24 protein-coding genes are annotated in these 25,622 nt (G+C 33.9%); 9 read left to right on the top strand and 15 right to left on the bottom strand.

Translation table 11 applies throughout. From position 1 onward, the window contains the following. Positions 1-33 precede the first annotated feature (33 nt). The 11 genes from sufC to WA327_RS03160 all read right to left on the bottom strand — a co-directional run bounded on the left by sufC (position 34) and on the right by WA327_RS03160 (position 10,435). Entirely contained in the window at positions 34-786 is a 753-nt protein-coding gene (sufC, locus tag WA327_RS03210; RefSeq protein ID WP_336066427.1) for a Fe-S cluster assembly ATPase SufC, read from the bottom strand. 5 nt (positions 787-791) lie between these two features. After that, the gene (locus WA327_RS03205) at positions 792-1,178 is read right to left on the bottom strand and encodes a hypothetical protein (protein ID WP_336066425.1); all 387 of its coding nucleotides are present in this window, start codon (positions 1,176-1,178) and stop codon (positions 792-794) included. 6 nt (positions 1,179-1,184) lie between these two features. Next, positions 1,185-2,057: an N-acyl homoserine lactonase family protein gene (locus WA327_RS03200; RefSeq protein ID WP_336066423.1), complete on the bottom strand. Its 873-nt coding sequence runs from the start codon at positions 2,055-2,057 to the stop codon at positions 1,185-1,187. Between the two features lie 13 nt (positions 2,058-2,070). Then, complete coding sequence (sufB, locus tag WA327_RS03195; protein WP_336066421.1) at positions 2,071-3,519, bottom strand: Fe-S cluster assembly protein SufB; 1,449 nt, start codon at positions 3,517-3,519, stop codon at positions 2,071-2,073. Between the two features lie 30 nt (positions 3,520-3,549). Then, entirely contained in the window at positions 3,550-3,921 is a 372-nt protein-coding gene (locus WA327_RS03190) for a four helix bundle protein (RefSeq protein ID WP_336066418.1), read from the bottom strand. A 39-nt stretch (positions 3,922-3,960) separates the two neighbouring features. After that, a complete protein-coding gene (locus WA327_RS03185) occupies positions 3,961-4,290 on the bottom strand; it encodes an iron-sulfur cluster assembly accessory protein (RefSeq protein WP_336066415.1) in 330 nt (109 codons plus the stop codon). Between the two features lie 105 nt (positions 4,291-4,395). Then, positions 4,396-5,472: a cytochrome c peroxidase gene (locus WA327_RS03180; protein WP_336066412.1), complete on the bottom strand. Its 1,077-nt coding sequence runs from the start codon at positions 5,470-5,472 to the stop codon at positions 4,396-4,398. A gap of 3 nt (positions 5,473-5,475) precedes the next feature. After that, entirely contained in the window at positions 5,476-6,249 is a 774-nt protein-coding gene (locus tag WA327_RS03175) for an MbnP family protein (protein ID WP_336066410.1), read from the bottom strand. A gap of 1 nt (position 6,250) precedes the next feature. Beyond that, complete coding sequence (locus tag WA327_RS03170; protein WP_336066408.1) at positions 6,251-7,606, bottom strand: hypothetical protein; 1,356 nt, start codon at positions 7,604-7,606, stop codon at positions 6,251-6,253. After that, entirely contained in the window at positions 7,607-8,878 is a 1,272-nt protein-coding gene (locus WA327_RS03165) for a choice-of-anchor B family protein (protein WP_336066406.1), read from the bottom strand. A 9-nt stretch (positions 8,879-8,887) separates the two neighbouring features. Next, positions 8,888-10,435: a choice-of-anchor B family protein gene (locus WA327_RS03160; protein WP_336066404.1), complete on the bottom strand. Its 1,548-nt coding sequence runs from the start codon at positions 10,433-10,435 to the stop codon at positions 8,888-8,890. 157 nt (positions 10,436-10,592) lie between these two features. Here WA327_RS03160 and thiL point away from each other — a divergent pair, with 157 nt between their 5' ends. Beyond that, on the top strand, positions 10,593-11,648 hold the full coding sequence (thiL, locus tag WA327_RS03155) for a thiamine-phosphate kinase (RefSeq protein WP_336066402.1): 1,056 nt from the start codon (positions 10,593-10,595) through the stop codon (positions 11,646-11,648). On the opposite strand, the gene WA327_RS03150 is transcribed toward thiL, so the two are convergent. Next, positions 11,645-11,923: a hypothetical protein gene (locus WA327_RS03150; protein ID WP_336066400.1), complete on the bottom strand. Its 279-nt coding sequence runs from the start codon at positions 11,921-11,923 to the stop codon at positions 11,645-11,647. The genes thiL and WA327_RS03150 overlap by 4 nt on opposite strands. A 100-nt stretch (positions 11,924-12,023) precedes the next feature. Next, the gene (locus WA327_RS03145) at positions 12,024-12,803 is read right to left on the bottom strand and encodes an alpha/beta hydrolase (protein ID WP_336066398.1); all 780 of its coding nucleotides are present in this window, start codon (positions 12,801-12,803) and stop codon (positions 12,024-12,026) included. 82 nt (positions 12,804-12,885) lie between these two features. Between WA327_RS03145 and WA327_RS03140 the strand changes: the two genes are divergently transcribed. Together WA327_RS03140 and WA327_RS03135 are read left to right on the top strand one after the other, a co-directional pair. After that, a complete protein-coding gene (locus tag WA327_RS03140) occupies positions 12,886-14,436 on the top strand; it encodes a serine hydrolase (RefSeq protein WP_336066395.1) in 1,551 nt (516 codons plus the stop codon). Between the two features lie 139 nt (positions 14,437-14,575). Continuing rightward, a complete protein-coding gene (locus WA327_RS03135; RefSeq protein ID WP_336066392.1) occupies positions 14,576-15,106 on the top strand; it encodes a hypothetical protein in 531 nt (176 codons plus the stop codon). Positions 15,107-15,282: 176 nt separating this feature from the next. On the opposite strand, the gene WA327_RS03130 is transcribed toward WA327_RS03135, so the two are convergent. Then, positions 15,283-15,939, bottom strand: a complete 657-nt coding sequence (locus WA327_RS03130) for a hypothetical protein (protein ID WP_304141073.1) — start codon at positions 15,937-15,939, stop codon at positions 15,283-15,285. A 102-nt stretch (positions 15,940-16,041) separates the two neighbouring features. Here WA327_RS03130 and WA327_RS03125 point away from each other — a divergent pair, with 102 nt between their 5' ends. Continuing rightward, positions 16,042-17,367, top strand: coding sequence for an aspartate kinase (locus WA327_RS03125; RefSeq protein WP_336066388.1), 1,326 nt, complete (start codon positions 16,042-16,044; stop codon positions 17,365-17,367). A gap of 59 nt (positions 17,368-17,426) precedes the next feature. On the opposite strand, the gene WA327_RS03120 is transcribed toward WA327_RS03125, so the two are convergent. Beyond that, positions 17,427-18,719: an aminopeptidase P family protein gene (locus WA327_RS03120; RefSeq protein WP_336066385.1), complete on the bottom strand. Its 1,293-nt coding sequence runs from the start codon at positions 18,717-18,719 to the stop codon at positions 17,427-17,429. 100 nt (positions 18,720-18,819) lie between these two features. Between WA327_RS03120 and WA327_RS03115 the strand changes: the two genes are divergently transcribed. The 5 genes from WA327_RS03115 (at position 18,820) to WA327_RS03095 (ending at position 25,600) form a co-directional block, all read left to right on the top strand. After that, positions 18,820-21,663, top strand: a complete 2,844-nt coding sequence (locus WA327_RS03115) for a VPS10 domain-containing protein (protein WP_336066382.1) — start codon at positions 18,820-18,822, stop codon at positions 21,661-21,663. 109 nt (positions 21,664-21,772) lie between these two features. Continuing rightward, a complete protein-coding gene (locus WA327_RS03110; protein ID WP_336066379.1) occupies positions 21,773-22,447 on the top strand; it encodes a succinate dehydrogenase cytochrome b subunit in 675 nt (224 codons plus the stop codon). Between the two features lie 13 nt (positions 22,448-22,460). Continuing rightward, positions 22,461-24,473: a fumarate reductase/succinate dehydrogenase flavoprotein subunit gene (locus tag WA327_RS03105; RefSeq protein WP_336066377.1), complete on the top strand. Its 2,013-nt coding sequence runs from the start codon at positions 22,461-22,463 to the stop codon at positions 24,471-24,473. A 5-nt stretch (positions 24,474-24,478) separates the two neighbouring features. Beyond that, entirely contained in the window at positions 24,479-24,832 is a 354-nt protein-coding gene (locus WA327_RS03100) for a hypothetical protein (protein ID WP_336066376.1), read from the top strand. Positions 24,833-24,853: 21 nt separating this feature from the next. After that, positions 24,854-25,600, top strand: a complete 747-nt coding sequence (locus tag WA327_RS03095) for a succinate dehydrogenase/fumarate reductase iron-sulfur subunit (protein WP_336066373.1) — start codon at positions 24,854-24,856, stop codon at positions 25,598-25,600. Positions 25,601-25,622: the final 22 nt, after the last annotated feature.

Raw genomic sequence — 25,622 nt, 5'->3', positions numbered from 1 at the left:
TATTCTACATAATTTTAATTTAGCGGAAAGTGCTTAAGCACCAACCTCTTCTTTAATCCAATCGTAACCTTTTTCTTCTAGCTCGTGTGCTAATTCTTTAGTTCCAGATTTTACGATACGACCATTTAATAAAACGTGTACATAATCTGGTACGATGTAATCTAATAAACGTTGGTAGTGTGTAATTACTACAACAGCGTTGTCTTTACTTTTTAATTTGTTTACACCGTTAGCTACGATACGTAAAGCGTCAATATCTAAACCAGAATCAGTTTCGTCAAGAATAGCTAATTTTGGTTCTAACATTGCCATTTGGAAAATCTCGTTACGTTTCTTTTCTCCTCCAGAAAACCCTTCGTTTAAAGAACGTGATAAGAACTTACGGTCTATCTCTAGTAACTCTGATTTTTCACGAATTAGCTTTAACATCTCGTTAGCTGGCATTTCTTCTAGACCTTTTGCTTTTCTAGTCTCGTTAATAGCCGTTTTCATAAAATTAGTTACAGATACACCAGGAATTTCTACTGGGTATTGAAACGATAAAAACACACCTTTGTGTGCGCGCTCTTCTGCAGCAAGCTCATTGATGTTTTCTCCTTCTAAAAAGATATCTCCATCTTCAACTTCGTAATCTTCTTTACCAGCAATTACAGATGCTAATGTACTTTTACCAGAACCGTTTGGTCCCATAATGGCGTGTACTTCACCTGGTTTTACTTCAAGGTTAATACCTTTTAATATAGACTTGTCTTCTACGCTTGCGTGTAAGTTATTTATCTTTAACATACTGTTTATTTTCCTAATTTAATAACGTCGTTTTTATTCGGGTCTAGTGCTTTAACACTATATATTTTTTCTATTTTCAGTTTGTATGGCCAGCCTTCTTCATTGTCATCTTTTGGGATGATTTGTGCTTCTACATCTGCCATAACCATATCTGTAGCTTCATTTTTGTATGGTTGTGCTTCTTTGTTTAAAGCTTCAGATTTTTCATCTAAAATAACACCGTAAATATCATTTTTTACTTGAAAAACTGCTGCGTCTGCATAATATACAAACTCGCCAACCAATCTTTTTGTTTCAACATTGGTTTCTGTTGAAGTGGTTTCGGTTTCTTTCTTTTCGTCTTTACAACCAAAAGCTAAAATGATAGCACAAATAAGAATTAATTTTTTCATTTTTTACTATTGAATTGGTTCTGGTGCGTGATTTAAACTATTGAAATCTTTTAGCGAATGTTGAATGATAACACGTGCGCCTTTTTGTTCTGCAAATGTTTCAAAAACCTCCATAGAGTTTAATGTTTTCTCTACGTCAAAGTTGAATTTTGGTACTCTTGCATTTTCTCTGCTTTCTTCCATATGATATACATCACCAGTAAGCATTAATGGCCCTTCTTGTTCTAAATCTACAAATAAAGATTGGTGACCTGGCGTATGACCAGGTGTAGAAACTATTACAACTCTACCATCTCCAAACACGTCAAAATTGCCATTAATTTTCTTTAAACCTTTTAAGTTTTTTATGGCGTCATAATGTGCTGGGTTTTCCTTTTTTTGTTCTTCGCTAGTTACAAAATTGTATTCATCTTCTTGAACAATCCAAATCGCTTTTGGTAATTTAGACGCCGATCCTGAATGATCAAAATGTGTATGTGATAATGCAATATATTTTACATCATCAGTTGATAAACCAATTGATTTTAACTGTTCTTCAATTCCCTTTTTTCTACTAACAGTAAAAGCGCCTTCTGGTGTTGTGTAAGGTTCTTTATCTAATAAATCTTCAGACAATCCTGCGTCCCATAATAAGTTACCGTCAGGATGCTGAATTAAATATATAGCATCTGCAAAGGTTTTTGATTGTCCTTTGTAAGCATCATCTTGAGAAAAAATATCAAGCATGTTTACTTGTACAGTTCCACCATCAAACATAAACATTTTGATAGGCTCTTTTTTAACCTCAGTTTCTGTTTGCTCTACAATAGGTTCTTTTTTGTCTTTTTTACAAGCAACAAATAAAGAAAGGGTAATAAGAAGAATGATTAGTTTTTTCATAGTTAAAAATTGATTATCCAACAGAACCTTCTAATGAAATTTCTAAAAGCTTTTGTGCTTCTACTGCAAATTCCATAGGCAATTTATTTAATACTTCTTTACTAAAACCGTTTACGATTAAAGCAATTGCTTTTTCGGTATCAATACCACGTTGGTTACAATAAAAGATTTGGTCTTCTCCAATCTTACTGGTTGTAGCTTCGTGTTCTATTTGTGCCGATTTATTTTTTGCTTCTATATACGGGAATGTATGTGCGCCACATTCGTTACCCATTAGTAAACTATCGCATTGCGAGAAGTTACGTGCATTATCGGCACGACCTGCAATTTGTACTAATCCGCGATATGAGTTTTGAGATTTTCCTGCAGAAATTCCTTTAGAAATAATCGTAGATTTAGTGTTTTTTCCAAGATGAATCATCTTAGTACCCGTATCTGCTTGCTGGAAATTATTAGTTACAGCGATTGAGTAAAACTCGCCCACCGAATTATCTCCTTTTAATACGCAGCTTGGATACTTCCAAGTTACAGCACTACCAGTTTCTACTTGTGTCCAAGAAATTTTTGCGTTTTTCTCGCACAATCCACGTTTGGTCACAAAATTGTAAACACCACCTTTTCCTTCTGCATTTCCAGGAAACCAGTTTTGTACGGTACTGTATTTTATTTCGGCGTCATCTAAAGCAATAAGCTCTACAACTGCGGCGTGTAGTTGGTTTTCGTCACGACTTGGTGCAGTACAACCTTCTAGGTAACTTACGTAACTACCTTGATCTGCTACAACTAATGTACGCTCAAACTGTCCTGTTCCTGCCTGATTAATTCGGAAATAGGTAGATAATTCCATTGGGCATCTAACACCTTTAGGGATATAGCAAAAACTACCATCGCTAAATACAGCGCTATTTAATGCCGCATAAAAATTATCTTTTTTAGGTACAACGGTACCAATATATTTTTTTACTAAATCTGGATATTCGCGAATAGCTTCAGAGATAGAACAGAAAATAATACCTTTCTCAGCTAATGTCTTTTTAAACGTTGTTGCTACAGAAACAGAGTCTACAACTACATCCATAGCTACACCAGCTAATTTTTTTTGCTCGTCTAAAGAGATACCAAGTTTATTAAACGTGTCTAATAATTCTGGATCAACTTCGTCTAAACTATCATATTTAGGCTTATTGTTTGGAGCCGAATAATAAGAAATAGCTTGAAAATCTGGTTTTTCGTAATGTACATTTGCCCATTCTGGTTCTGTCATTTCTTTCCATGATCTAAAGGCATCAAGACGCCATTCAGTCATCCATTCTGGTTCTTCTTTTTTAACCGAAATAGCACGAACAATATCCTCGTTTAAGCCTACAGGAAAGGTATCAGATTCAATATCTGTATAAAAACCGTATTCGTATTCTTTAGTTTTTAATTCTTCTCTTAAATCGTCTTCAGTATATTTACTCATATATAAGTATAAATGTTGTAAAGTTTAAAGTTATAAAGTTGAGTTTAAATATTTAATTAAACCACTTATTAACTTAGAAACTTCATTTACTTTTAAATTTAATGTTGAGAACTCATCTTTAGTAATGTAATCTAAATCAAAAGCTAAATACAACTGAGATCTAAACTCTCCAGAAGACGCTTTAGCGATATACAAAAATCTGATGAACTCTTTTGTGGTCTCTCTTTCAAATCCTTCAGCAATATTTGAAGAAATAGAAATACTACACCTTCTAATTTGATCTCTTAATCCAAAATCTTTAGAGAAAGAGCTGTTTTTATTTGTTATGTTGTAAATGTCTTTGTTTAATTCTCTAGATTTTTGCCAAGAAATAATTTCTTCAAAAGAACTAAATTTTGCCATTTACTTTTAAACTTTTTTACTTTCTACTTTAAAACTTGTTTATAGTGAAAACGATTCACCACAACCACAAGTTCGGTTAGCGTTTGGATTATTAAACACAAAACCAGTTCCGTTTAATCCTCCAGAATATTCTAAAGTGGTACCAATTAGGTATAAAAAACTCTTTTTGTCAACAATAATTTTTACCTCATTATCTTCAAAAACTTTATCTTCTTCTGCTTTGGTTTTGTCAAACTTTAAATCGTAAGATAAGCCAGAGCAACCACCACTTTTAACACCAACTCTAACGTAGTCTGTGCTTGGGTTAAAGCCATCTTCATTCATCAATTCGATGACTTTCTTTTTTGCTGTATCAGAAACTTTTATCATACCTGTTAATTAGAATTTATCTAAATAGAGTGCAAAGATACAATTTAAGTCTCTGTTTACCATATTTAGTAACATTATATTAATAAATAGGTTAATTGATTTTTCTTATTGAGGAAGAAATGCAGGATTGTTTAAAAATGAAGGGTCAGAAAGTGATAATAAAAAGGCTTTTAAATTGGCTTTATCAACTTCTGAAAGTTGTACGCCACCTTCATCTACTTTTTTCATTAAAGTGTCAATAGTGTCTGAGTCTTGTAAACCTGTACTGTAGTGTTCTATAACTTCATCTAAAGTAGCAAATCTACCATCGTGCATATAAGGTGCTGTATATGCAAGGTTACGTAATGAAGGAGATCTAAATTTACCATCATCGTTATGATTACCAGTTACTGCTCCTAAGCCTAAATCTGTAAAAGTAGCATCTAAACCGTTGTTGTGAAATTGGTTGTCTGTCCAAAGCGGATTATTTGGGTTACCATGACAATGAAAACAGTCGCCACGATCTTCATCCATAAAAATATTTAAACCTTCTTGTTCTTGTGGTGTTAGTGTAGCTTGTCCTAATAGGTAACGGTCAAATTTTGAGTTTCCAGAAATTAAAGTACGCTCAAACTGTGCAATTGCTTTTGATACAAGGTTTTTTGTTATAGTTGATGTGCCAAATGCTTGATTAAAAAGGTTAGGGTATTCTGGGTGATTATTAAGCCTGTTTTCTACTTCTGTCCATGATTGGTTTTCTAACTCAATAGGATTGGTTACTGGTTCTAACGCTTGATGTTCTAAGCCCAAAGCACGTCCGTCCCAAAAGTAGTTATCGTCAAAATTCCAAGCTAGATTAAATAAGGGCATACTGTTTCTTGTGCCAATATTACCTGATACGCCAGCGCTAAATTGGTTTGAGTCTGAGAATGCATTTTGTGGCATGTGACAACTAGCACAAGCTTTACTATTATCTACTGAAAGTATACGGTCGTAAAACAAACGTTTTCCCAAAGCAACGCCTTCTTCGGTCATTGGATTGTTAAACGGAATGACAGGATCTATTAATAATTGGTCAAAATGAGCTGGAATATCTAGTTGATAAGGCACAGGAACATAATCGCCTGTATCTGGTGTGTCTTCAGATTTAGAACACGACCAAATAAGAATGGCTAAAAAACTATATGTTATCCAGTGTTTCATTTTTTATTGTGTGATTTCACCTAAACTAAAAACAGACATTACGTTTTCTTGCATCATTTTTTGCGCTGTGTAATTAGGCATTAAAGGCGTGTCTAGTACGTTTAAATCCCAAGTGTTTGGGTTTTTAAAAAACTCAGCTATATTCATTTTTACTTCAATAGTTGCGTTATTTGTAATCATAAAAGGTCCTGAAAGGTTTATGATAGCAAAGTTTTGTTCAAAAACGCCATCACTTACTCTTGCTGTACCATTATGATAATTAAATGCAGATGGATTTGTTGTATCTACATTGTAAATACCATCAAATTGTAAAAAGTGATAACCGCCACCAAGCATAGCTGGCCAGTTCCAAGATGCTGAGTTTAAATCTGGGTAAGCGCCATCTGTGTTGTCTTCTTCATTAAACCCCCAAACAAATTTTAAAGCATAGCTACCGGTTGGTATTGTGTTAATTTCTGGCGAAAAATTATATGTGTCTTCGTTTGAGATGTCTGTAAATTTATAACCATCAAATAAATAACGTAGACCGGTTGCTGTATTGATTAACTCAACACGAGAGATGAGATACCTAATTCTGTCTATGTTTATCACTTCACCATTTTCATTAGTTAAATCTAAATTTTCGTAGTTAGAACTGTTTAAAGCTGTTCCGTCCCAATGATGAGAAAATTTGAAATTAACACTAGCATTATTTTGTAGTACAACATTATCATCTGCATCTTCACTACAGGAAAAAATAGTTGAAATTGCTATTAATAGAACTAATATTTTTTTCATTTTAATTTAAAGTTGTAATTATTAAATCGGTAAAACCTTTGTTTTCTGGTACGTCAAAATCGTTACTGCTAGATTCTCCAACAACAATAATTTTTCCGTTATCTAATTGTGCAACTCCGTAAGCATAATCTACATCACTTCCTCCAATAGATGTTTGCCATTTTAAGTTTCCATTTGCTTCGGTTTTAAACACCCAAACGTCGTTTTGTCCATTGTTTTGTGTAAGCTGTCCTGTACCACTTCTTGAACTTCCGCAGATAATATATCCATTTTCAATATCTGAAATAACTGAACGACCAACATCAAAACTTTCTCCACCATAACTGGTTTCTTCTAAAAGTTGACCGGTTGGAGAAATTTTTATTGCCCAAACATCTGCAGCACCTAGACTATTAGAAATATTTACATCTTCACTTCTGGTATCGCCAACAATTAAAAAGTTGCCATCATCGGTTTTTATAATTTTATGAGCTTCGTCTATTTGAGAGCCACCATAATTATTTTCCCATTCTAAGATACCGTAACTATTAACTTTTACAACCCAAAAGTCGTAAGAGCCAATATTGTCTGAAATATCTACATCTTCACTATCTGAAGAGCCGATGATTAAAAATCCGTTATCATCAGTTTGGATACCATCAAATGCACTGTCAGTAAAATAGCCGCCAAAGTATTTACTCCATTGTAAATCTCCGTTAGTGTCTAATTTTAAAGCCCAATAATCTCCACCAGCATGAAGTGTTTGGCTGCTTCTTGTGTTACCTTCTCCGCCAGAACCAGTAACGTCTAACACACCTGTTAGAAAATAGCCATTATCATTGGTTTGAATAATTGATAATCCATAATCTAAACCAGCATAGCCAAAGGTTTTTTCCCATTGGATATTGCCTTGTGCATCTGTTTTAAACACCCAAAAATCTTGTTGTCCAGCATTATTACTTACATCGCCATCATTACTAAATGTGTAACCAATAACGACAAAACCACCATCATTGGTTTGGATAATGTCATTTGCTTTTTCGTCGTTAGATCCGCCGTAAGTCTTATTCCACAATAGGTTGTTATCTGCATCAAATTTTAGTAACCAAGCGTCATAACTTTCATTAGATTTATCAGTAACATCACCATCCATAGATTGTGTAAAGCCAACCACAGCGTAACCTCCATCTGATGTTTTTATAACTGTTTCGGCACTTTCATTTTTTGTGCCTCCAAAAGTTGAAATACTTTCTATACTACCTGTTGTTTCAAACTCTGGAATTTCTGGTTCTTGTTGAGGTTGAGGTGAGTCGTCTTCAGACTTACAAGATGTAAAAATGAACAATAAGGCTAATATTTTTAGGACGAAATATTTCATCTAATTATTTTTTCTAACAATTAGTAATCCAGCATCAATATCACCAATGATGATATTTCCACTTTCAAAATAAGGATAAACACTCCATGCACCATTAAAATCTGGGTTATCATCTGCTGGATAAGAATCGAAATATCCTGTTTCGACTAAAGCATTTGATGAAGCAGAAATATTACTAATATCTAAAACTCTTAATCCAGCACGATAGTTGGCAAGGTAGTATTCGTCTCCTTTAACATAACCATTGTGATCTATAGCAGGAGTTGGTCCAAAATAAGTTGATGACAGTGATGGATTGTCTAAATCTGTAAAATCAAATACTAATGTTTTTGTGTTAAATCCATAATTAATTTCATCTACTTCATCTCCTAAAATAAAATAGGATTGATCTTCTGTAAACCAACCTTGGTGTGCATATGCTGTTTGTGGGTAAGTTAAACTACTAATTTGAATAACGTTGTTTTTATCTGTAACATCAAGTATTACTACTTGGTCAGAATTACCATTGCTACCAATGTAAATTTGATGACCAGTATAATCTGTATCTGGTCCACTATAAGTAACAACTTGTGCGTCATGAGAATATCCTGCTGAGGTATATTCTCCTAAATAGGTTGGGTTTAAAGGGTCAGTAACATCAACAAAGATAGGTCCGCCACCATTATTGCTACAACCTACAAGATAAGCAACACCTTCGTTTTCATTGATGACAATATTGTGGCAACTATCTACTCCGTTAAAAGTGGTGTCTGGAGTGAAAGTAGTTGGTATTGATGTTAAATTTCTTAATCTAGTTAAGTCAAAGACTTGTATACCATGTGGTCCGGCATTATCTGCAACAATAAAGGCGTAGTTATTGTAGACTTTTACATCTCTCCAAATACTTGTGTTTGTATTTGTTTCTATTCTTCCTAAAAAAATAGGATTTGTAGCATCGGTCACGTCTACAAAAGCAGTACTATTGGTTAAAGCGACTATAGCATATTCTTTTTGGGTTGAAGGATCTGTCCAGCCCCAAATATCGCTACCTCTCTCGGCTGAAGAACCACTTAATGATAGTACATCTATTTCTGCCATTAAATCATAACCATTACATGGATATATGCCAGCCATACCATTTTCACATGGAAATTGAGAGTTTTGTATATTGTTATTGTCGGGAGTATTAATTCCTGAGTTTTCTTCACTAGAACAACCAAGACCTAAACTAAGCATAGCTGAAAAAGCTAATGTTTTTAACCAATACTTTGCTTTAATCTTAGAATTGTTCATTATCATAATTTATTTATTAATGATTAATTTTTTAGAAGTTGTATTGTTAATTTTTACAATGTAAATACCACTACTATAATTGTTTGTTGGTAAAACGAAACTTGTTGAGTTGATATTGTTTTTACTAAACATCTTTTTACCTAGCACATTAAATATTTGAACAGATTGAATTTTATTAGTGTTACTACTTGTAAGTTTAGCATTCTCTTTTGTAGGGTTGGGTGACATTGTAAAATTGTTATCAATTTCAAATTCTGAAGTACTTAATGTATTGCTTTGTCTAACTACAAATAACCCGCTTTCTATATCGCAAATAATAATATTTCCGCTGGCAAAATAAGGATAGATACTCCACGCACCATTAAAGGCTGTGCTGTTACTAGATGGATAAGTATCGAAATAACCTATTTCTGTCATCGTATTTGAAGGCGTATCAACGGTAGAAATATCTACTACACGCATACCAGCACGGTAATTAGCCAAGTAAAACTTATCACCATCAACATACCCATTATGGTCTATTGCTGTAAAAGGTCCGAAATAAGTTGATAATAATGATGGGTTATCTAAATCGTTAACATCAAACACTAAAGTTCTGGTGTTGTTACCATAGCTCATTTCATCAGTTTCATCACCAAAAATGAAATATTTATGATCTTCTGTAAACCATCCTTGGTGTGCATAACCAGGGTTAGAGTATGTGATTTCTGAAATAAATTGAGGATTACTTTTATCGGTAACATCCAAAAACACGACTTTATCATTAGAGCCGCCATTACTTGCTGCTAAAATTTGTCTACCAACATAACTTGAAACTCCAGAAACATTACTAGCATTGGTATCTGGTCCATTGTATGTTATAACTTGTGCATCGTGAGTATATCCACTTGCTGCATAACTACCACTTATGGTTGGAGCCGTAGGGTCAGAAATATCAACAAAAATCGGTCCGCCACTTACAGCATTGCAACCTACTAAATAAGCAGTTGCATCATCTTCATTTATAACCACATTATGGCAGCTACCAATGTTTATTCCGTTATCGCCACTAAAGACAATAACTTCACCATCATTTACAGTGCTGGTATAAGTTAAATCTGGGTTTGGTCCAGTTCTTAAATTGGTTAAGTCAAAGACTTGCATACCATGGTTACCAACACCATCTGCAACTATATAAGCATGGTTGTTATAAACTTTTACATCTCTCCAATAAGAAGTATTTCCGTTTGCGGTTTCAATTCTTCCTAAAAAAATAGGATTTATAGGATCAGATACATCAACAAAAGCGGTACTATTTGTTGTACCAACAATAGCGTATTCTTTTCCGTCTAAAGGATCTGTCCATCCCCAAATATCACTACCTTCTTCAGTGCCTAAAGTTGTTGCTAAAACCGAAATAGGTACTCTGGACATTAAATCGTAATCATTACAAGGATAAGAAGTAGTAACACCTTCTACTGTATATGTTGCAAAACCATTAACGCATGGGCTTTGCGCGTTAGCAGAATAACTAAAAATGGTAAGGGTTAAAAAAAGTAATTTTTTTAAATAGTTCATTAGGGTTAAGTTGTAAAATTGAGATTTTAGCAAATTTAACAGAAATACTGATAATTAAGTAAAATTTGTCGTTAATTTAGATAATACCTTATTTATTATTAAACAATTAATTTCACTTTTTCCCTACCTTTTAAAATAGCCTTAGTATTTTTGCACTATGATAGAAGATAAAAATCAACAACGTACAGATTTAGGCCAAATAGGTGAGTTTGGTTTAATTGACCATTTAGCTAAGAATTTTGAAATAAAACAATCCTCAACTATTAAAGGAATTGGTGATGATGCTGCTGTTTTAGATTTTAAAGGAGAACGAGTTGTAGTTTCAACCGATTTTTTAGTTGAAGGTGTTCATTTTGATCTATCCTACATGCCTTTAAAGCATTTAGGTTACAAATCTGTAATGGTTAATTTATCTGATATTTATGCAATGAATGCAGAAGCTTCTCAAGTTACTGTTTCTATTGCAGTTTCTAATAGATTTCCTTTAGAAGCGGTAGAAGAATTGTACGCTGGTATACAAACCGCTTGTAAAATTTATGGTGTAGATTTAGTTGGAGGTGATACAACTAGTTCTACTTCTGGATTAATCATTTCGGTGACAGCAATTGGTCATGTTAAAAAAGACGAGGAAGTTTATCGTAGTGGTGCAAAACCAAACGATTTGCTAGTAGTTACCGGTGATTTAGGTGCTGCATATTTAGGGCTTCAAGTGCTTGAACGCGAAAAAGAAGTCTTTAAAGTAAACCCTCAAAATCAGCCAGATTTAGATCAATATACATACTTAATTGAAAGACAATTAAAACCTGAAGCAAGAAAAGACATCGTTAAACTTTTACAAGATTTAAAAGTAAAACCAACCTCTATGATTGATATTAGTGATGGTTTGTCTTCAGAAATTCTTCATCTATGTAAAAATAGTGATGTAGGTTGTGATTTATATGAAACTAAAATCCCATTAGATCCACAAGTTATTGCTGTTTGTGAAGAATTTAATATAGACAGTACAACTATTGCTTTAAATGGAGGAGAAGATTATGAATTACTAATGACGATTAGTCAAGAAGATTATCCTAAAATTAAAGCCAACCCAAATTTAACAGTAATCGGTTACATTACTGAAAAAAATGCAGGCGCACATTTAGTCACAAGAGCAGAACAAAAAATTGAATTGCAAGCTCAAGGATGGAAAAGCTTTAAGTCTACAGAAGATTAAGACGTCATTTTAAATTGAGGATAATCAATTCTTTGTCTAGAAAGTCTGATTAACTTATTGTTGTGAATTCGCTCTAAAACCGAATTTATCTCTCTAAATTTTGGTGTTAATTCCGTCAAGTTGCCATTACTGTTGGTTGTCATTTCTTTTTTACAGTTGCAGCATTTGTACTCTTTAACATGATAGGTTACTTTTTTGCTCACCTGAAAATTATGACCAAAAAAGGTGCAGTATAAACTGCTGTGATTGGATGTTTGGTTGTCTACTTTTTTCATCGGTGTAGGTTTGTTTTAGTTAGCTTTGGGCTAAATAATTAAAAATGTAGTAGTTAACAATCCGAATGTAAAAAATAAAAATCTAAAAACCGATAAAAAGTTATGTTTTTTCGATGAAATGCGTAATCTCTTGTAAGAAATTACTTTTATTTTCAATATAAGACATGTGTCCGCCTTCTAAAACGCTAATGGTTAATTGCTTAATAGGTTTTAAAGTCTCAAGATCTTCTAAGCTTAAAATAGGATCGTTTTTACCAGCAATAATTAGTTTTTTGCAGTTAAGTTGTTTCAAAATTTCGGTTCTATCTTTTCTAAGCTTCATGCCTTCTTGTGTGGCAATATAACCTTGCAAAGGTGTTTTTAAAGCTTCTGTTTTTAAGGCTTCAATATCTTCACTAAATAATTCTCTATTTTTTTCATAGAATAAATTACTAATAGACATGCTAACCAAACTTTCGTAGTTTTTCTTTGCTGCTTTTATCGCTCGCGTTCTTGTTTCATAACGTAATTGGCTATCGGCAAATGGTGTCGAGTTCATTAAACATAATCCATTGATGAATTCTGGATGTTTTTCGGCGAAAGCCAATGCAACGTAACCTCCTAAAGAGTGACCGATTACTGTAAAGTTTTTAATATTTAATCGGGTAATCAATGCGTGTATCATGTCTGCATTGTCTTCCATAGTATGGATGTAACCCAAGCAATCTGTTTGACCGTGACCCAATAAATCAACAGTAATTATTCTGTTGGTGTATTTTAAAACATCAATTACAGCATCCCACATGGTACTGTTTTCTAAAAATCCATGGATTAATAATACAGTGTCACCTTGACCAATATCGTTATAAGAAACCGTAATGTTTTTGTAGGCTGTTGTCATAGTTTGCAAATATAAGTTAATGGTCTAAAAAGTAGCTTACGGATTTATTATATTTGAAGACTTTCAACTTAAAATTTTTAAAATGAAACTTAATAAAATCACCTTCATTTTTGTCTTTTTTACATGTTTGTTTTTACAAGCTCAAATCGAAGAAAAGCAATTAGATAAATTAGTAGAAAAAACCTTAAAAACCTTTGATGTTCCTGGTATTTCTGTCGGAATTTTAAAAGATGGCAACGTTGTTTACGCCAAAGGACATGGTGTAAGAGCATTGTCTACTAAAAAAGAAATGAATGAAAACACCTTAGTCGGTATTGCCTCAAACAGTAAAGGATTTACCTGTTTTGCATTGGCAATGATGGTAGACGAAGGTAAATTAAGTTGGGACGATAAAGTCACAAAACACATTCCTGAATTTAGACTACACGATGCTTGGGTAACCCAAAATTTTACGGTTAGAGATTTAGTAACGCACAGAAGCGGACTTGGTTTAGGCGCAGGAGATTTAATGTTTTTTCCAGAAAACGACCATTTTGATGTGCAAAAAGTAATTGATAATTTAAAGTATATCGAGCCAAGTACCTCGTTTAGAAGTACGTTTGAGTACAATAACAATATGTTTATCGTTGCTGGTGAAGTTTTAAAACGCGTTAGCGGATTATCATGGGAAGATTTTATAGAAACAAAAATCTTAAAACCTGTTGGGATGACTAACAGTAAAGCAGCTTACAGTCGTGTGACCGATAAATCAAATATCATAGAAGCGCATACTATGGCTGATGGTAAATTAGAAGAAATTCCACATGATTGGGACGACACCGCAAATGCTGCTGGAGGAATTGTAAGTAACGTTACCGATATGCTAACTTGGGCAAAATTTTTAATGAATGATGCCGTAACCAAAAACGGAGAACGTTTACTTAGCGAAAAACAATTACACGAGCTTTGGCAACTGCAAATGCCACTAAAAGTTAGAGCCAATGATAGCTACAACTCTAATTTTAGAGGTTATGGTTTAGGTTGGTTTGTAACCGATGTAAAAGGCGGATACAAACAAGTTTATCACACTGGCGGATTATTAGGTACAGTGACCCAATTTACTATGATACCAGATTTAGATTTGGCAATTGTAGTGTTGACTAATCAAATGAATGGTTCTGCATTTACCACTATAACCAACACCATTAAAGATACGTATTTAGGTTACGAAGACAGACATTGGTTGGATAAATTAGGGCAAAGTAACGAAGATTGGTACAAGTACAACGATAGTATTAAAACCGAAGTATTTAATAAAGTTGAAATGATGAAATCAAGCCCAATCATACCTAAACCAGAACAAATTACAGGTACGTTTACCGATGCTTGGTTTGGTGATATGGTGATTAAAAAAGAAGGTGAAGATTTAAGAATTTTAGCAGAAAACTCTAAAACTATTAAAGGTCAATTATTACCCTATAACGCCACAACATTTGTTGTAAAATGGGATAATCGTAGTTATGATGCCGATTGTTTTATGCAATTTACTTTTGATGAAAAAGGAAAGGCACAAAGCGCTACACTAAAACCAATTGCACCAATTACAGATTTTAGTTACGATTTTGAAGATTTATTTTTAAAGAGAACGGAGTAAAAACTTTTTGAGAATTATTTGCCACTGTTGGTGTTTTTCACCAACAGTTATCAAAAGCTCTCCTTATTTTGGTATTTTGTTCCCAAAATCCGCTAATGTTGGTGTTTCCCACCAACAATAATATAAACTTATAAAAGAAATGAAATTAAAGCCTTTAAAAATAGAAGATGTTCCACAGTTTTATACGGCATCTATTATTAAGGGTAAATTTCTTTTGAATTCAGACAGACACAAGTTGATTCTTATTGAATCTTTACAATATTTAGTTAAAGAAAACAGAGTCATTATTTATGGTTATGTAATTATGGATAACCATATTCATATCGTTTGGAAACCAACTAAACTGTATTCGTTACAACATACTCAGCTTAGTTTTATGAAGTTTACAGCGCAACGATTAAAAAGAGAATTACAAAATAATAACTCTATTTATTTGGATGATTTTTATGTTGAAGCTAAAGACCGAAAATATCAATTTTGGAAACGAAATCCACTTTGTGTCGATTTATTGAATGAAAAAATTATTGAGCAAAAATTAAATTATATTCATCAAAATCCTGTAAAAGCACAAATTTGTAAAAACCCTCAAGATTACCGCTTTTCATCTGCTAGATTTTACAGTGAATTAGGAGATGAATTTAATATACTAACAGAATTCAGGAACGGTTAATATTTGTTGGTGGAAAACACCAACAAAGGCTTAAAATAGATTTTAGAAAAAATTAATACATGTTGGTGTAAAACACCGACAAAATCATACAAATATAACCAGATCAATAGATATTCGCCACTGTTGGTGTTTTCCACCAACAGTTACTAAAAGTAAATTAAACAAAAAACCCTAAATCAATTCTTCAAATTTTTAATCACAGAAAATGCTTTGTCTACCACGTGATCTTCAACCAATACAGTAAACTCATTGGTAGTAGAAACCACTTCGTAAATTGGGATGTTTTCCCAAGCTAAGCGCTTAAAAATTTGATAATACAAACCAGATACTTTAGAGTTGTCTTTAGGCAATCTTACACTAATAGCAGATAAACCTTCTTGCAGCCCTATTTGAATTTCATCTTTAAAACGTTTTAAAACTTGCTTGTTTTCAGAGCTGGAAATAATAATGTTGCTCTCGTAAATACCTCTAGTAAACGCATAAAAAATGTCTTTGTTCGTTTCAACTTGTTCTAAAATTTTGGTGTGACATTGTATTAAGGTTTCCGAGTTTTGAAACGTAAAATCACTAAGGTTAGAACGTACCGTAATATCACCCAGTTTTTGAAGTGTTGTTTTTAGTTTTAAAGAATGGCGTAAATTATTTGGTGTGTTATAACGTCTTAATGCCATCATAATAGCGCCAGATTTTACGGGTTTTCTTAGCATATTACTTATAGGTTCGCGTAGTTCTTCTGCTAAAGCAGAATAATTTATAATACTACGTGTTAAAGCTTCTTCTAAAAAAGGTTGTGCAATTAAGATATCTTCAACGCAAGATGAAATAGTTTTCATAATGTTAATTATTTAACAATTTGTGCAAAAGTAGTATAAATTTTTCATTTTTAAGGCTATTACTAAGGTTAATAGTAGTTTAGCGGTCTAAAAAATAAAAAAATGCTAGTATTAAAGTTTGGCGGAACATCTGTTGGTAGTGTAGAGAACATGATTAATGTAAAAAACATTATCAATGACGGTCAGAAAAAAGTAGTTGTTTTATCAGCAATGTCGGGCACAACCAATGCGTTGGTTAATATTTCTGAAGCCATAAAAACAGGTCAACAAGACACAGCGCAAACTGTAATTGACCAATTAAAAGTACATTACGCAAACACGATAAACACGCTTTTAACTAATAAAGAGATTAATGCTGAGGTAACTGCTTATGTTGCTTCTGTGTTCTCTGGTGTAGAGGCGCAAATCAATCAGCCATTTACAGCATTAACATATAATACTTTGGTGGCGCAGGGCGAATTATTATCGACATTTATTTTTAGCCGATTTTTAATGCAAGAAGGCATTAACGCAAGTTTGTTGCCAGCATTAGATTTTATGCGTATTGATAAAACTAACGAACCTGATAATTTTTATATTAATCAGAATTTAAATAGAATTCTTTCTGAAAACTCAGCCGATATTTACATCACGCAAGGCTTTATTTGTCGTGATGCCGAAGGTAATATTGCCAACCTACAACGTGGAGGAAGCGATTATACCGCAACCATTATTGGTGCAGTGTTAAGAGCCGAAGAAGTACAAATTTGGACCGATATTGATGGATTTCATAACAACGATCCGCGTTTTGTAGAAAACACCAAAGCTATTTCTAATCTGTCTTTTGACGAGTCTGCAGAGTTGGCTTATTTTGGAGCTAAAATTCTGCATCCACAAACGGTAATGCCAGTTAGCGCTTTTGATATACCTGTGCGATTAAAAAACACCATGTCGCCAAATGCACACGGTACGTTAATTACTAACCAAGTACATGGCGAAGGTATTAAAGCAATAGCTGCAAAAGATGGTATTACGGCTATCAAAATTAAGTCGGCTAGAATGTTGTTAGCACATGGATTTTTAAAGAAAGTTTTTGAAATTTTTGAGCGTTACGAAACGTCTATAGATATGATTACTACGTCTGAAATTGCAGTATCATTAACCATAGACAATACCACAGCTTTAAATGCAATTGTTAACGAGCTTAAAACCTTTGCACACGTAGAAGTGGATGATTATATGAGTATTGTATGTTTGGTAGGAAATGCAATAGTGTATCATCCAGATACGCCAAATTTATTCCAGATTTTACAAGATGTTAATGTAAGAATGATTTCTTACGGCGGAAGCAATAATAATATCTCACTATTAATTAATACTAGCGATAAAGTAGAGACTCTTAAAAAGCTACAACGCTATGTCTTTGAAAATAACCAAATTTTAGTTTAAGTTGATTTGTAAAAAAGCGAACCATTTGGTTCGCTTTTTAAAATCTCTACTAAAGACTATTATTTATTCATAATCTCCTCAATTTCATCAGCTTCAATTGGGATATTTCTCATTAAGTTAAAAGGTTCTCCAGTTTCTTGGATAACTACATCGTCTTCTAGTCTAATACCAAAACCTTCATCTGGTATATAAATACCTGGCTCTACAGTAAAGACCATGTTAGCTTGCATAGGCTCTGTTAAAATACCATAATCATGCGTGTCTAATCCCATATGGTGAGATGTACCATGCATAAAGTATTTTTTATAAGCTGGCCAATCTGGGTTTTCGTTTTGTACATCTGCTTTGTCTAATAAGCCTAAACCTATTAACTCGCTAGTCATTAATTTACCAACTTCTACGTGGTAATCTGCCCAAATGGTTCCTGGTGTAAGCATTTTTGTAGCTTCATTTTTTACGCGGTTTACAGCGTTGTATACTTCTTTTTGACGTGCTGTAAATTTACCAGATACAGGTATGGTACGTGACATATCACTGCTATAATTAGCATATTCTGCACCAATGTCTAAAAGGATTAAATCACCAGCTTTACACTCTTGATTATTTTCTATGTAGTGTAATACGTTTGCATTGTTTCCAGATGCAACAATTGGTGTGTAGGCAAAACCACGAGAACGATTGTTTAAAAACTCATGCATAAACTCGGCTTCAATGTTAAATTCCATAACGCCAGGTTTTACAAACTCTAAAATACGTCTAAAACCTTTTTCGGTAATGTTACAAGCGTTTTGTATTAAGTCAATTTCAATTTGATCTTTTACAGAACGTAAACGTTGTAAAATTGGGTTGCTTTTAGCCACACGATGCGCAGGAAAACGGTCTTTAAGTTTTTTTGTAAAACGGTCTTCTCGTGTTTCGGTTTCTACATTGGCACGGTAATGCTCGTTAGTATTAATGTAAACAGTATCGCATTGCGTCATGATTTCGAATAAGATTTTATCTAAATCTTGTAACCAATACACGGTTTTGATACCGCTAGTTTCAAACGCTTTTTCTTTAGTTAATTTTTCGCCTTCCCAAACAGCAATATGCTCGTTAGTTTCTTTTAAAAATAAGATTTCACGGTGTTTTGGATTTGGGCAATCAGGAAAAATAACAAGTACACTTTCTTCTTGATCAACACCGCTTAAATAAAAAAGATCACGGTTTTGCTGAAAAGGTAGCGTGCTATCTGCACCAATTGGATAAATATCGTTAGAATTAAATACGGCTAAACTGCTAGGAAGCATTTTTGCAGCAAAATTTTTACGGTTTTTTACAAACAGTTCTGAGTCTATTTTGTGGTATTTCATTAGGATATTATTTTGCTTTCCGCGAAAGCGAAAAGGTATTATCTATTTATTTCTTCAAAAATAAGAAGATTAATTATCTTTAAAGAAAATTATACTAACTATGCGACTTAAACTTCTGTTAATCTTACTTACACTTTTTGTTTTTAATGCCAATGCGCAACAAAAACCAACAGCATCTAATAAAGTACAACAAGCTTTAGAGGCTAAAAAAGAGCTTATAAATAGTTCTCTTGTCAAAAATGTGCCATTTGAAAATATAGGACCAACGGTAATGAGCGGTCGTGTGGTAGATTTGGCTGTAAATCCAGAAAATCCAACCGAATTTTATGTAGGCTACGCATCTGGTGGCGTTTGGCATACCACAAATAACGGTACGTCTTTTACGCCAATTTTAGATAGTGCGCAAACCCAAAATGTAGGTGATATTGCTGTAGATTGGAATAGCAATACCATTTGGGTTGGAACAGGAGAAAACAATGCGTCACGTTCTTCTTATGCTGGTATTGGTATGCTTAAATCTAATAACAATGGTAATACTTGGCAGCATGTTGGTTTACCAAACTCGCAGCACGTTGGACGTATCTTAATTAATCCAAACAATCCTGAAGAAGTGGTTGTTGGTGTCACTGGTAGCTTGTACTCTAAAAGCAAAGATAGAGGTATTTATAAAACTAAAGATGGCGGAAAAACGTGGACAAAAACCTTGTTTGTGGATGAAGTTAGCGGAATTATAGATGTGCAACATTCACCAAACGATTATAACACCATGTTTGCATCATCTTGGACTAAAGACAGAAAAGCTTGGAATTTTGACGGAAGCGGAAATAACTCTGCAATTTATAAAAGTACAGATGCAGGTGAAACTTGGCAAAAAGTATCTACTAAAGAAAGTGGTTTCCCTACAGGAAATGGTGTTGGCCGAATAGGATTGGCAGTTTACGATAATAATATTGTTTATGCAATACATGATAGTCAATTTAGAAGACCTTCTGAAGCTAAAAAAGATGAAAGTAACGGCTTGCAGAAAGACGATTTTAAATCGATGAGTACAGATGCATTTTTAAAATTAGAAGATAAAAAACTGAATAATTTTTTAAAGACTAACGGTTTTCAAGAAAAATACCGTGCCGAAAATGTTAAACAAATGGTACGTAGCGGTAATGTAAAACCTGCCGATTTAGCAACTTATTTAGAAGATGCCAACTCTATGTTATTTGACACGCCAGTTATTGGAGCAGAAGTGTATAAAAGTACAGATGGAGGATTAACTTGGCGTAAAACGCATGACGATTATATAGACGATTTATATTACAGTTACGGCTATTATTTTGGACATATTTACGTGTCGCCAGCCAATCAAGAACACGTGTATATTTATGGTGTTCCAATTTTAAAATCTAAAGATGGTGGTAAAACATTTACATCTATAGATGCAGAAAATGTCCATGCAGATCATCATGCGCTGTGGATTAATCCTAAAAACCCAAATCATTTAATTAATGGTAATGATGGAGGCGTAAACATTACTTATGATGATGGCGAAACCTGGATTAAAAACAACTCGCCATCTGTTGGGCAATTTTATGCTATAAACGTTGACAATCAAACGCCTTACAATGTGTATGGTGGCTTACAGGATAATGGTGTTTGGAAAGGTGCAAATAATGCTCCAGAAGATAGAGGTTGGCAGCAATACGGGCAATATCCTTGGGAAATGATTATGGGCGGAGATGGTATGCAAATAGAAATTGATAACCGCAATCCAAATATTATTTACACAGGTTACCAATTTGGTAATTATTATCGATTAAATTTTGAAACTGAAGACCAAACTTACATACAACCAAAACATCAATTAGGTGAAAGTCCGTATCGTTTTAACTGGCAAACACCAATAGAACTTTCTAGCCACAATCAAGATATTTTGTATTTAGGTGGTAATAAATTAATGCGATCTTTAGACCAAGGAAATACTTGGGAAGCTATTAGTGACGATTTAACCAATGGAGGCAAAAAAGGAAATGTTGCCTACGGTACTTTAACAAGTATTAGCGAATCGCCATTTCAATTTGGATTAATTTACGCAGGTAGTGATGATGGGTTATTACACGTGACTAAAAATGGTGGAGCGAATTGGCAAAACATTTCAACCTCATTTCCAAAAGATTTATGGGTAAGTCGCGTTATAGCGTCTTCACATAAAAAAGAACGTGTTTATGTAACGTTAAACGGTTACCGTTGGGACGATTTTTCAACATACATTTATAGGTCTGATGACTTTGGTCAAACGTGGAAAGATATTTCTTCAAACGTACCGATGTCTCCAGTAAACGTGATTAAAGAAGATCCTGTAAATCAAAGTATGTTGTATTTAGGAACCGATAATGGCGTGTATGTATCTTTTAATAAAGGTGAAGCATGGCAAGCATTTTCTAAAGGTTTACCAGCAGTTGCAGTACATGATTTGGTGATTCAAAAAGACACTAATGATTTGTTATTAGCAACACACGGAAGAAGTATTTATAAAACCAATGTGGCAAATCTTCAAAAATATGATGAGGTTGAAAGTGCGTCTCAAAATATTTCAATTTTTGATGTAAATGATGTAAGATATTCTGGACGTTGGGGAAGTAGTTGGAGCAAATGGGCAAAACCATTTGAACCAAAATTAGCTGTAGAATATTATAGCAACTTTACGGGAAAAACCGAATTTCAAATACTAACCGAAGAAAACACAGTGTTACAAACAACATCTGTTTACGCAATTAAAGGTTTTAATTATCTTGAATACGGTTTAGATATTACCGAAGAAGCTAAAGAAAAGTTGTTAAAAGAGAATTCGTCTTTAATCATTAACAAAGCTAAAAACGGAAAATTTTACTTGCCAAAAGGGAAATACTCAATCAAAATTAATGACACAACTAAAACGTTTGAAGTAAAGTAAGTTTCAAATTAATTAAACTCATTCTAAATAGCGTAAATACTGCTTTTAATTTGCTATAAATTGCTCTGAGGCTTATCTTTGTAAAAAGAAAAAATTAACCATATATACAATGAGCGGAATTTTAAATTCTTCAATAGGAAGAAAGGTTGCTATGGCACTTTCGGCATTCTTTCTTATGATTTTTATTCTTCAACACTTCGCAATCAATATTTTATCTGTTTTTAGTCCAGACACTTTTAATGAAGTTTCTCACTTCATGGGTACGTTTTGGTTAATACAGTTTGTATTGCAGCCTGTTTTAATTTTTGGTGTGGTATTTCACTTCATCATGGGATTTGTGTTAGAAATAAAAAATAAGAAAGCACGCCAAATTAGCTATGCAAAAAACAATGGTAGTGCAAACTCTACTTGGATGAGTAGAAACATGATTTGGAGCGGAGGTTTCATCTTAGTGTTTTTAGTTATTCACTTTATCGATTTTTGGTTTCCAGAAATCAATACCAAGTATATTGTTGGTGATATGTCTGGAACTTTACCAAACGGTGAGTTTAGATACTATGAAGAGTTAGTGCATAAATTTGAGCCAATCTGGAGAGTAGCTTTATACTGTTTAGGTTTTGTGTTCTTAGCACTGCATTTACTTCACGGTTTTAACTCGGCATTCCAGTCGGTTGGAGCTAACAATAAATATACAAAAGGATTAAAAGGTTTTGGTAAAGCCTATGCTATATTAATTCCGTTAGGATTTATTTTTATTGCATTGTTTCACCATTTTAATCACTAAAAAATAGTTGACTATGAGTTTAGATTCAAAAGTACCTAAAGGTCCAATTGCAGACAAATGGACTAATCATAAAAATAAAATCAATTTAGTTAACCCAGCTAACAAGCGTCTTATAGATGTTATTGTTGTTGGTACTGGATTAGCTGGTGGATCTGCTGCTGCTACTTTGGCAGAGTTAGGTTATAATGTGAAAGCATTTTGCTTTCAGGATTCACCAAGACGTGCGCACTCTATTGCAGCGCAAGGTGGTATTAATGCTGCCAAAAATTATCAAGGAGATGGTGACTCAAACTATCGTTTATTTTACGATACTGTAAAAGGAGGAGATTACCGTTCTAGAGAAGCAAACGTATATCGTTTAGCAGAAGTTTCTGCAAATATTATTGACCAATGTGTAGCACAAGGTGTTCCTTTTGCACGTGAATATGGTGGATTATTAGACAACCGTTCTTTTGGTGGAGTGTTAGTATCTCGTACATTTTACGCAGCAGGACAAACAGGTCAGCAATTATTATTAGGAGCTTACTCTGCAATGAACCGTCAAATAGGACGTGGAAAAATAAAAATGTACAACCGTCATGAAATGCTAGATGTAGTAATTGTAGACGGTAAAGCAAGAGGTATCATTACTCGTAATTTAGTTACAGGTGAAATCGAGCGTCACTCAGCTCACGCAGTAGTTTTAGGTACTGGTGGATACGGTAATGTATTTTTCTTATCAACAAATGCAATGGGTAGTAACGTAACAGCAGCTTGGAAAGCGCACAAACGTGGTGCTTATTTTGCAAACCCATGTTACACGCAAATTCACCCAACATGTATTCCTGTTACAGGAGATCACCAATCTAAATTAACATTAATGTCTGAGTCGTTACGTAATGACGGACGTATTTGGGTACCAAAAAACATTGAAGATGTAAAAGCAATTAGAGAAGGACGATTAAAACCAACTGAAATTGCTGAAGAAAATAGAGATTATTACTTAGAGCGTCGTTATCCAGCATTTGGTAACCTTGTCCCTCGTGATGTTGCCTCTCGTGCGGCAAAAGAGCGTTGTGATGCAGGTTACGGTGTAAACGCAACAGGAGAAGCAGTTTACTTAGACTTTGCTTCTGCAATAACACGTTACGGTAAAGAGCAAGCACACGTTAAAGGTTTAGATGAAAGCGATGCTGCTTTAGTTAAAAAATTAGGACAAGAAGTTATCAAAACTAAATACGGTAACTTATTCCAGATGTACGAAAAAATCGTAGATCAAAACCCATATGAAACTCCGATGATGATTTATCCTGCAGTACACTATACAATGGGTGGACTTTGGGTAGATTATAACTTACAAACAACCGTTTCTGGATTATATGCAATTGGAGAAGCTAACTTCTCTGATCATGGTGCCAACCGTTTAGGTGCATCTGCTTTAATGCAAGGATTAGCAGACGGTTATTTTGTGTTACCTTATACTATCGGTGATTATTTATCACACGATATTAGAACAGGACCAATTTCTACAGATTCAAAAGAATTTGAAGAAGCAGAGAAAAATGTACGTGATAGTATCGATTTCTTTATAAATAATGAAGGAAAGCATTCTGTAGATTATTTCCACAAGAAATTAGGAAAAATCATGTGGAACAAAGTTGGTATGGCACGTAATGTAAAAGGTTTAACTGAAGCTATTTCAGAAATAAAAGCTTTACGTGAAGAATTCTGGAAAGAAGTAAGAGTACCAGGAACAGCAGACGAATTTAACGAAGAGTTAGCTAAAGCTGGTCGTGTAGCAGATTTCTTAGAATTAGGAGAGTTATTTGCTAAAGATGCATTACATCGTGAAGAATCTTGTGGTGGACACTTTAGAGAAGACTTTGTTGAAGAAAGTGGAGAGCAAAAAGGTGAAGCAAAACGTGATGACGAAAACTTTGCTTACGTTGCTGCTTGGGAATACAAAGGACAACCAAGTGAAGCGCAATTACACAAAGAACAACTTGAGTTTAACGATATCGAGTTAAAACAAAGAAGTTACAAATAATAAAGATGGATACAAGTAACAGAATGACATTACGCTTAATGCGTATAGATCCAGTAAAATATGCGACTATAGCAGCTATAGCAACCGCATTAATTATGCTTGTTATTTTTGTTCCATTTATGTTGTTATTTTCTGCAGTTGGTGCTAGTCAAGATTTTGGTCCTGGCGCAGCAATTATAGGAGGTGGATTATTCGTAATCATTCTTGCACCAATCTTTTATGGGATTATGGTGTTTATTGTTACGCTAATAACAACAGCAATAATTAATTTTATACTTAAAAAAACAGGCGGTTTGGATATTGACTTTGAAAAAGCTGGTTTAGGCATTCAAGAAATAGGAAGTAACCAACACCGTTAAGATCAATAAAAAACAATTGTTATGAATTTAACATTAAAAATATGGCGTCAAAAAAACGCTAACGATAAAGGAAAAATGGTTGACTATCAAGTTAGCGATATTTCACCAGATATGTCTTTTTTAGAAATGTTAGACGTATTAAACGAACAATTGATTAACAAAGGTGAAGAGCCTGTAGCGTTTGATCATGATTGTCGTGAAGGTATTTGCGGTATGTGTTCGTTATACATTAATGGTGAAGCACACGGACCTGATAGAGGCATAACAACCTGTCAATTACACATGCGTATGTTTAAAGACGGTGATACCATTTTCATCGAACCATTTAGAGCCAAAGCATTCCCTGTAATTAAAGATTTAGTTGTAGATAGAAGTGCTTTTGACCGTATACAACATGCAGGTGGATTTATTTCTGTAAACACATCTGGTAATACTATAGATGCTAATGCAATTCCTGTAAATAAACATGACGCAGACGATGCGTTTGCAGCAGCAACGTGTATTGGTTGTGGTGCTTGTGTAGCAACTTGTAAAAACTCTAGTGCAATGCTTTTTGTTGGTGCTAAAGTGTCTCAATTTGCATTATTACCACAAGGTCAAGTAGAAGCTACAGACCGTGTTCTAAATATGGTTAAGCAAATGGATGAAGAAGGTTTTGGTAACTGTACCAATACCGGAGCTTGCGAGATTGAATGTCCTAAAGGAATTTCTTTAGAAAACATTGCTCGTATGAATAGCGAATATCTTAAGGCAAGCCTTAAAGGCTAGACCAATCCAAATAAAAGTTTTT

It is taken from the genome of Mesoflavibacter sp. CH_XMU1404-2, assembly GCF_037029465.1.
GTDB lineage: Bacteria > Bacteroidota > Bacteroidia > Flavobacteriales > Flavobacteriaceae > Mesoflavibacter.
The sequence above is the reverse complement of the archived record's forward strand: the minus strand, read 5'-3'. Positions and strand labels throughout refer to the sequence as shown.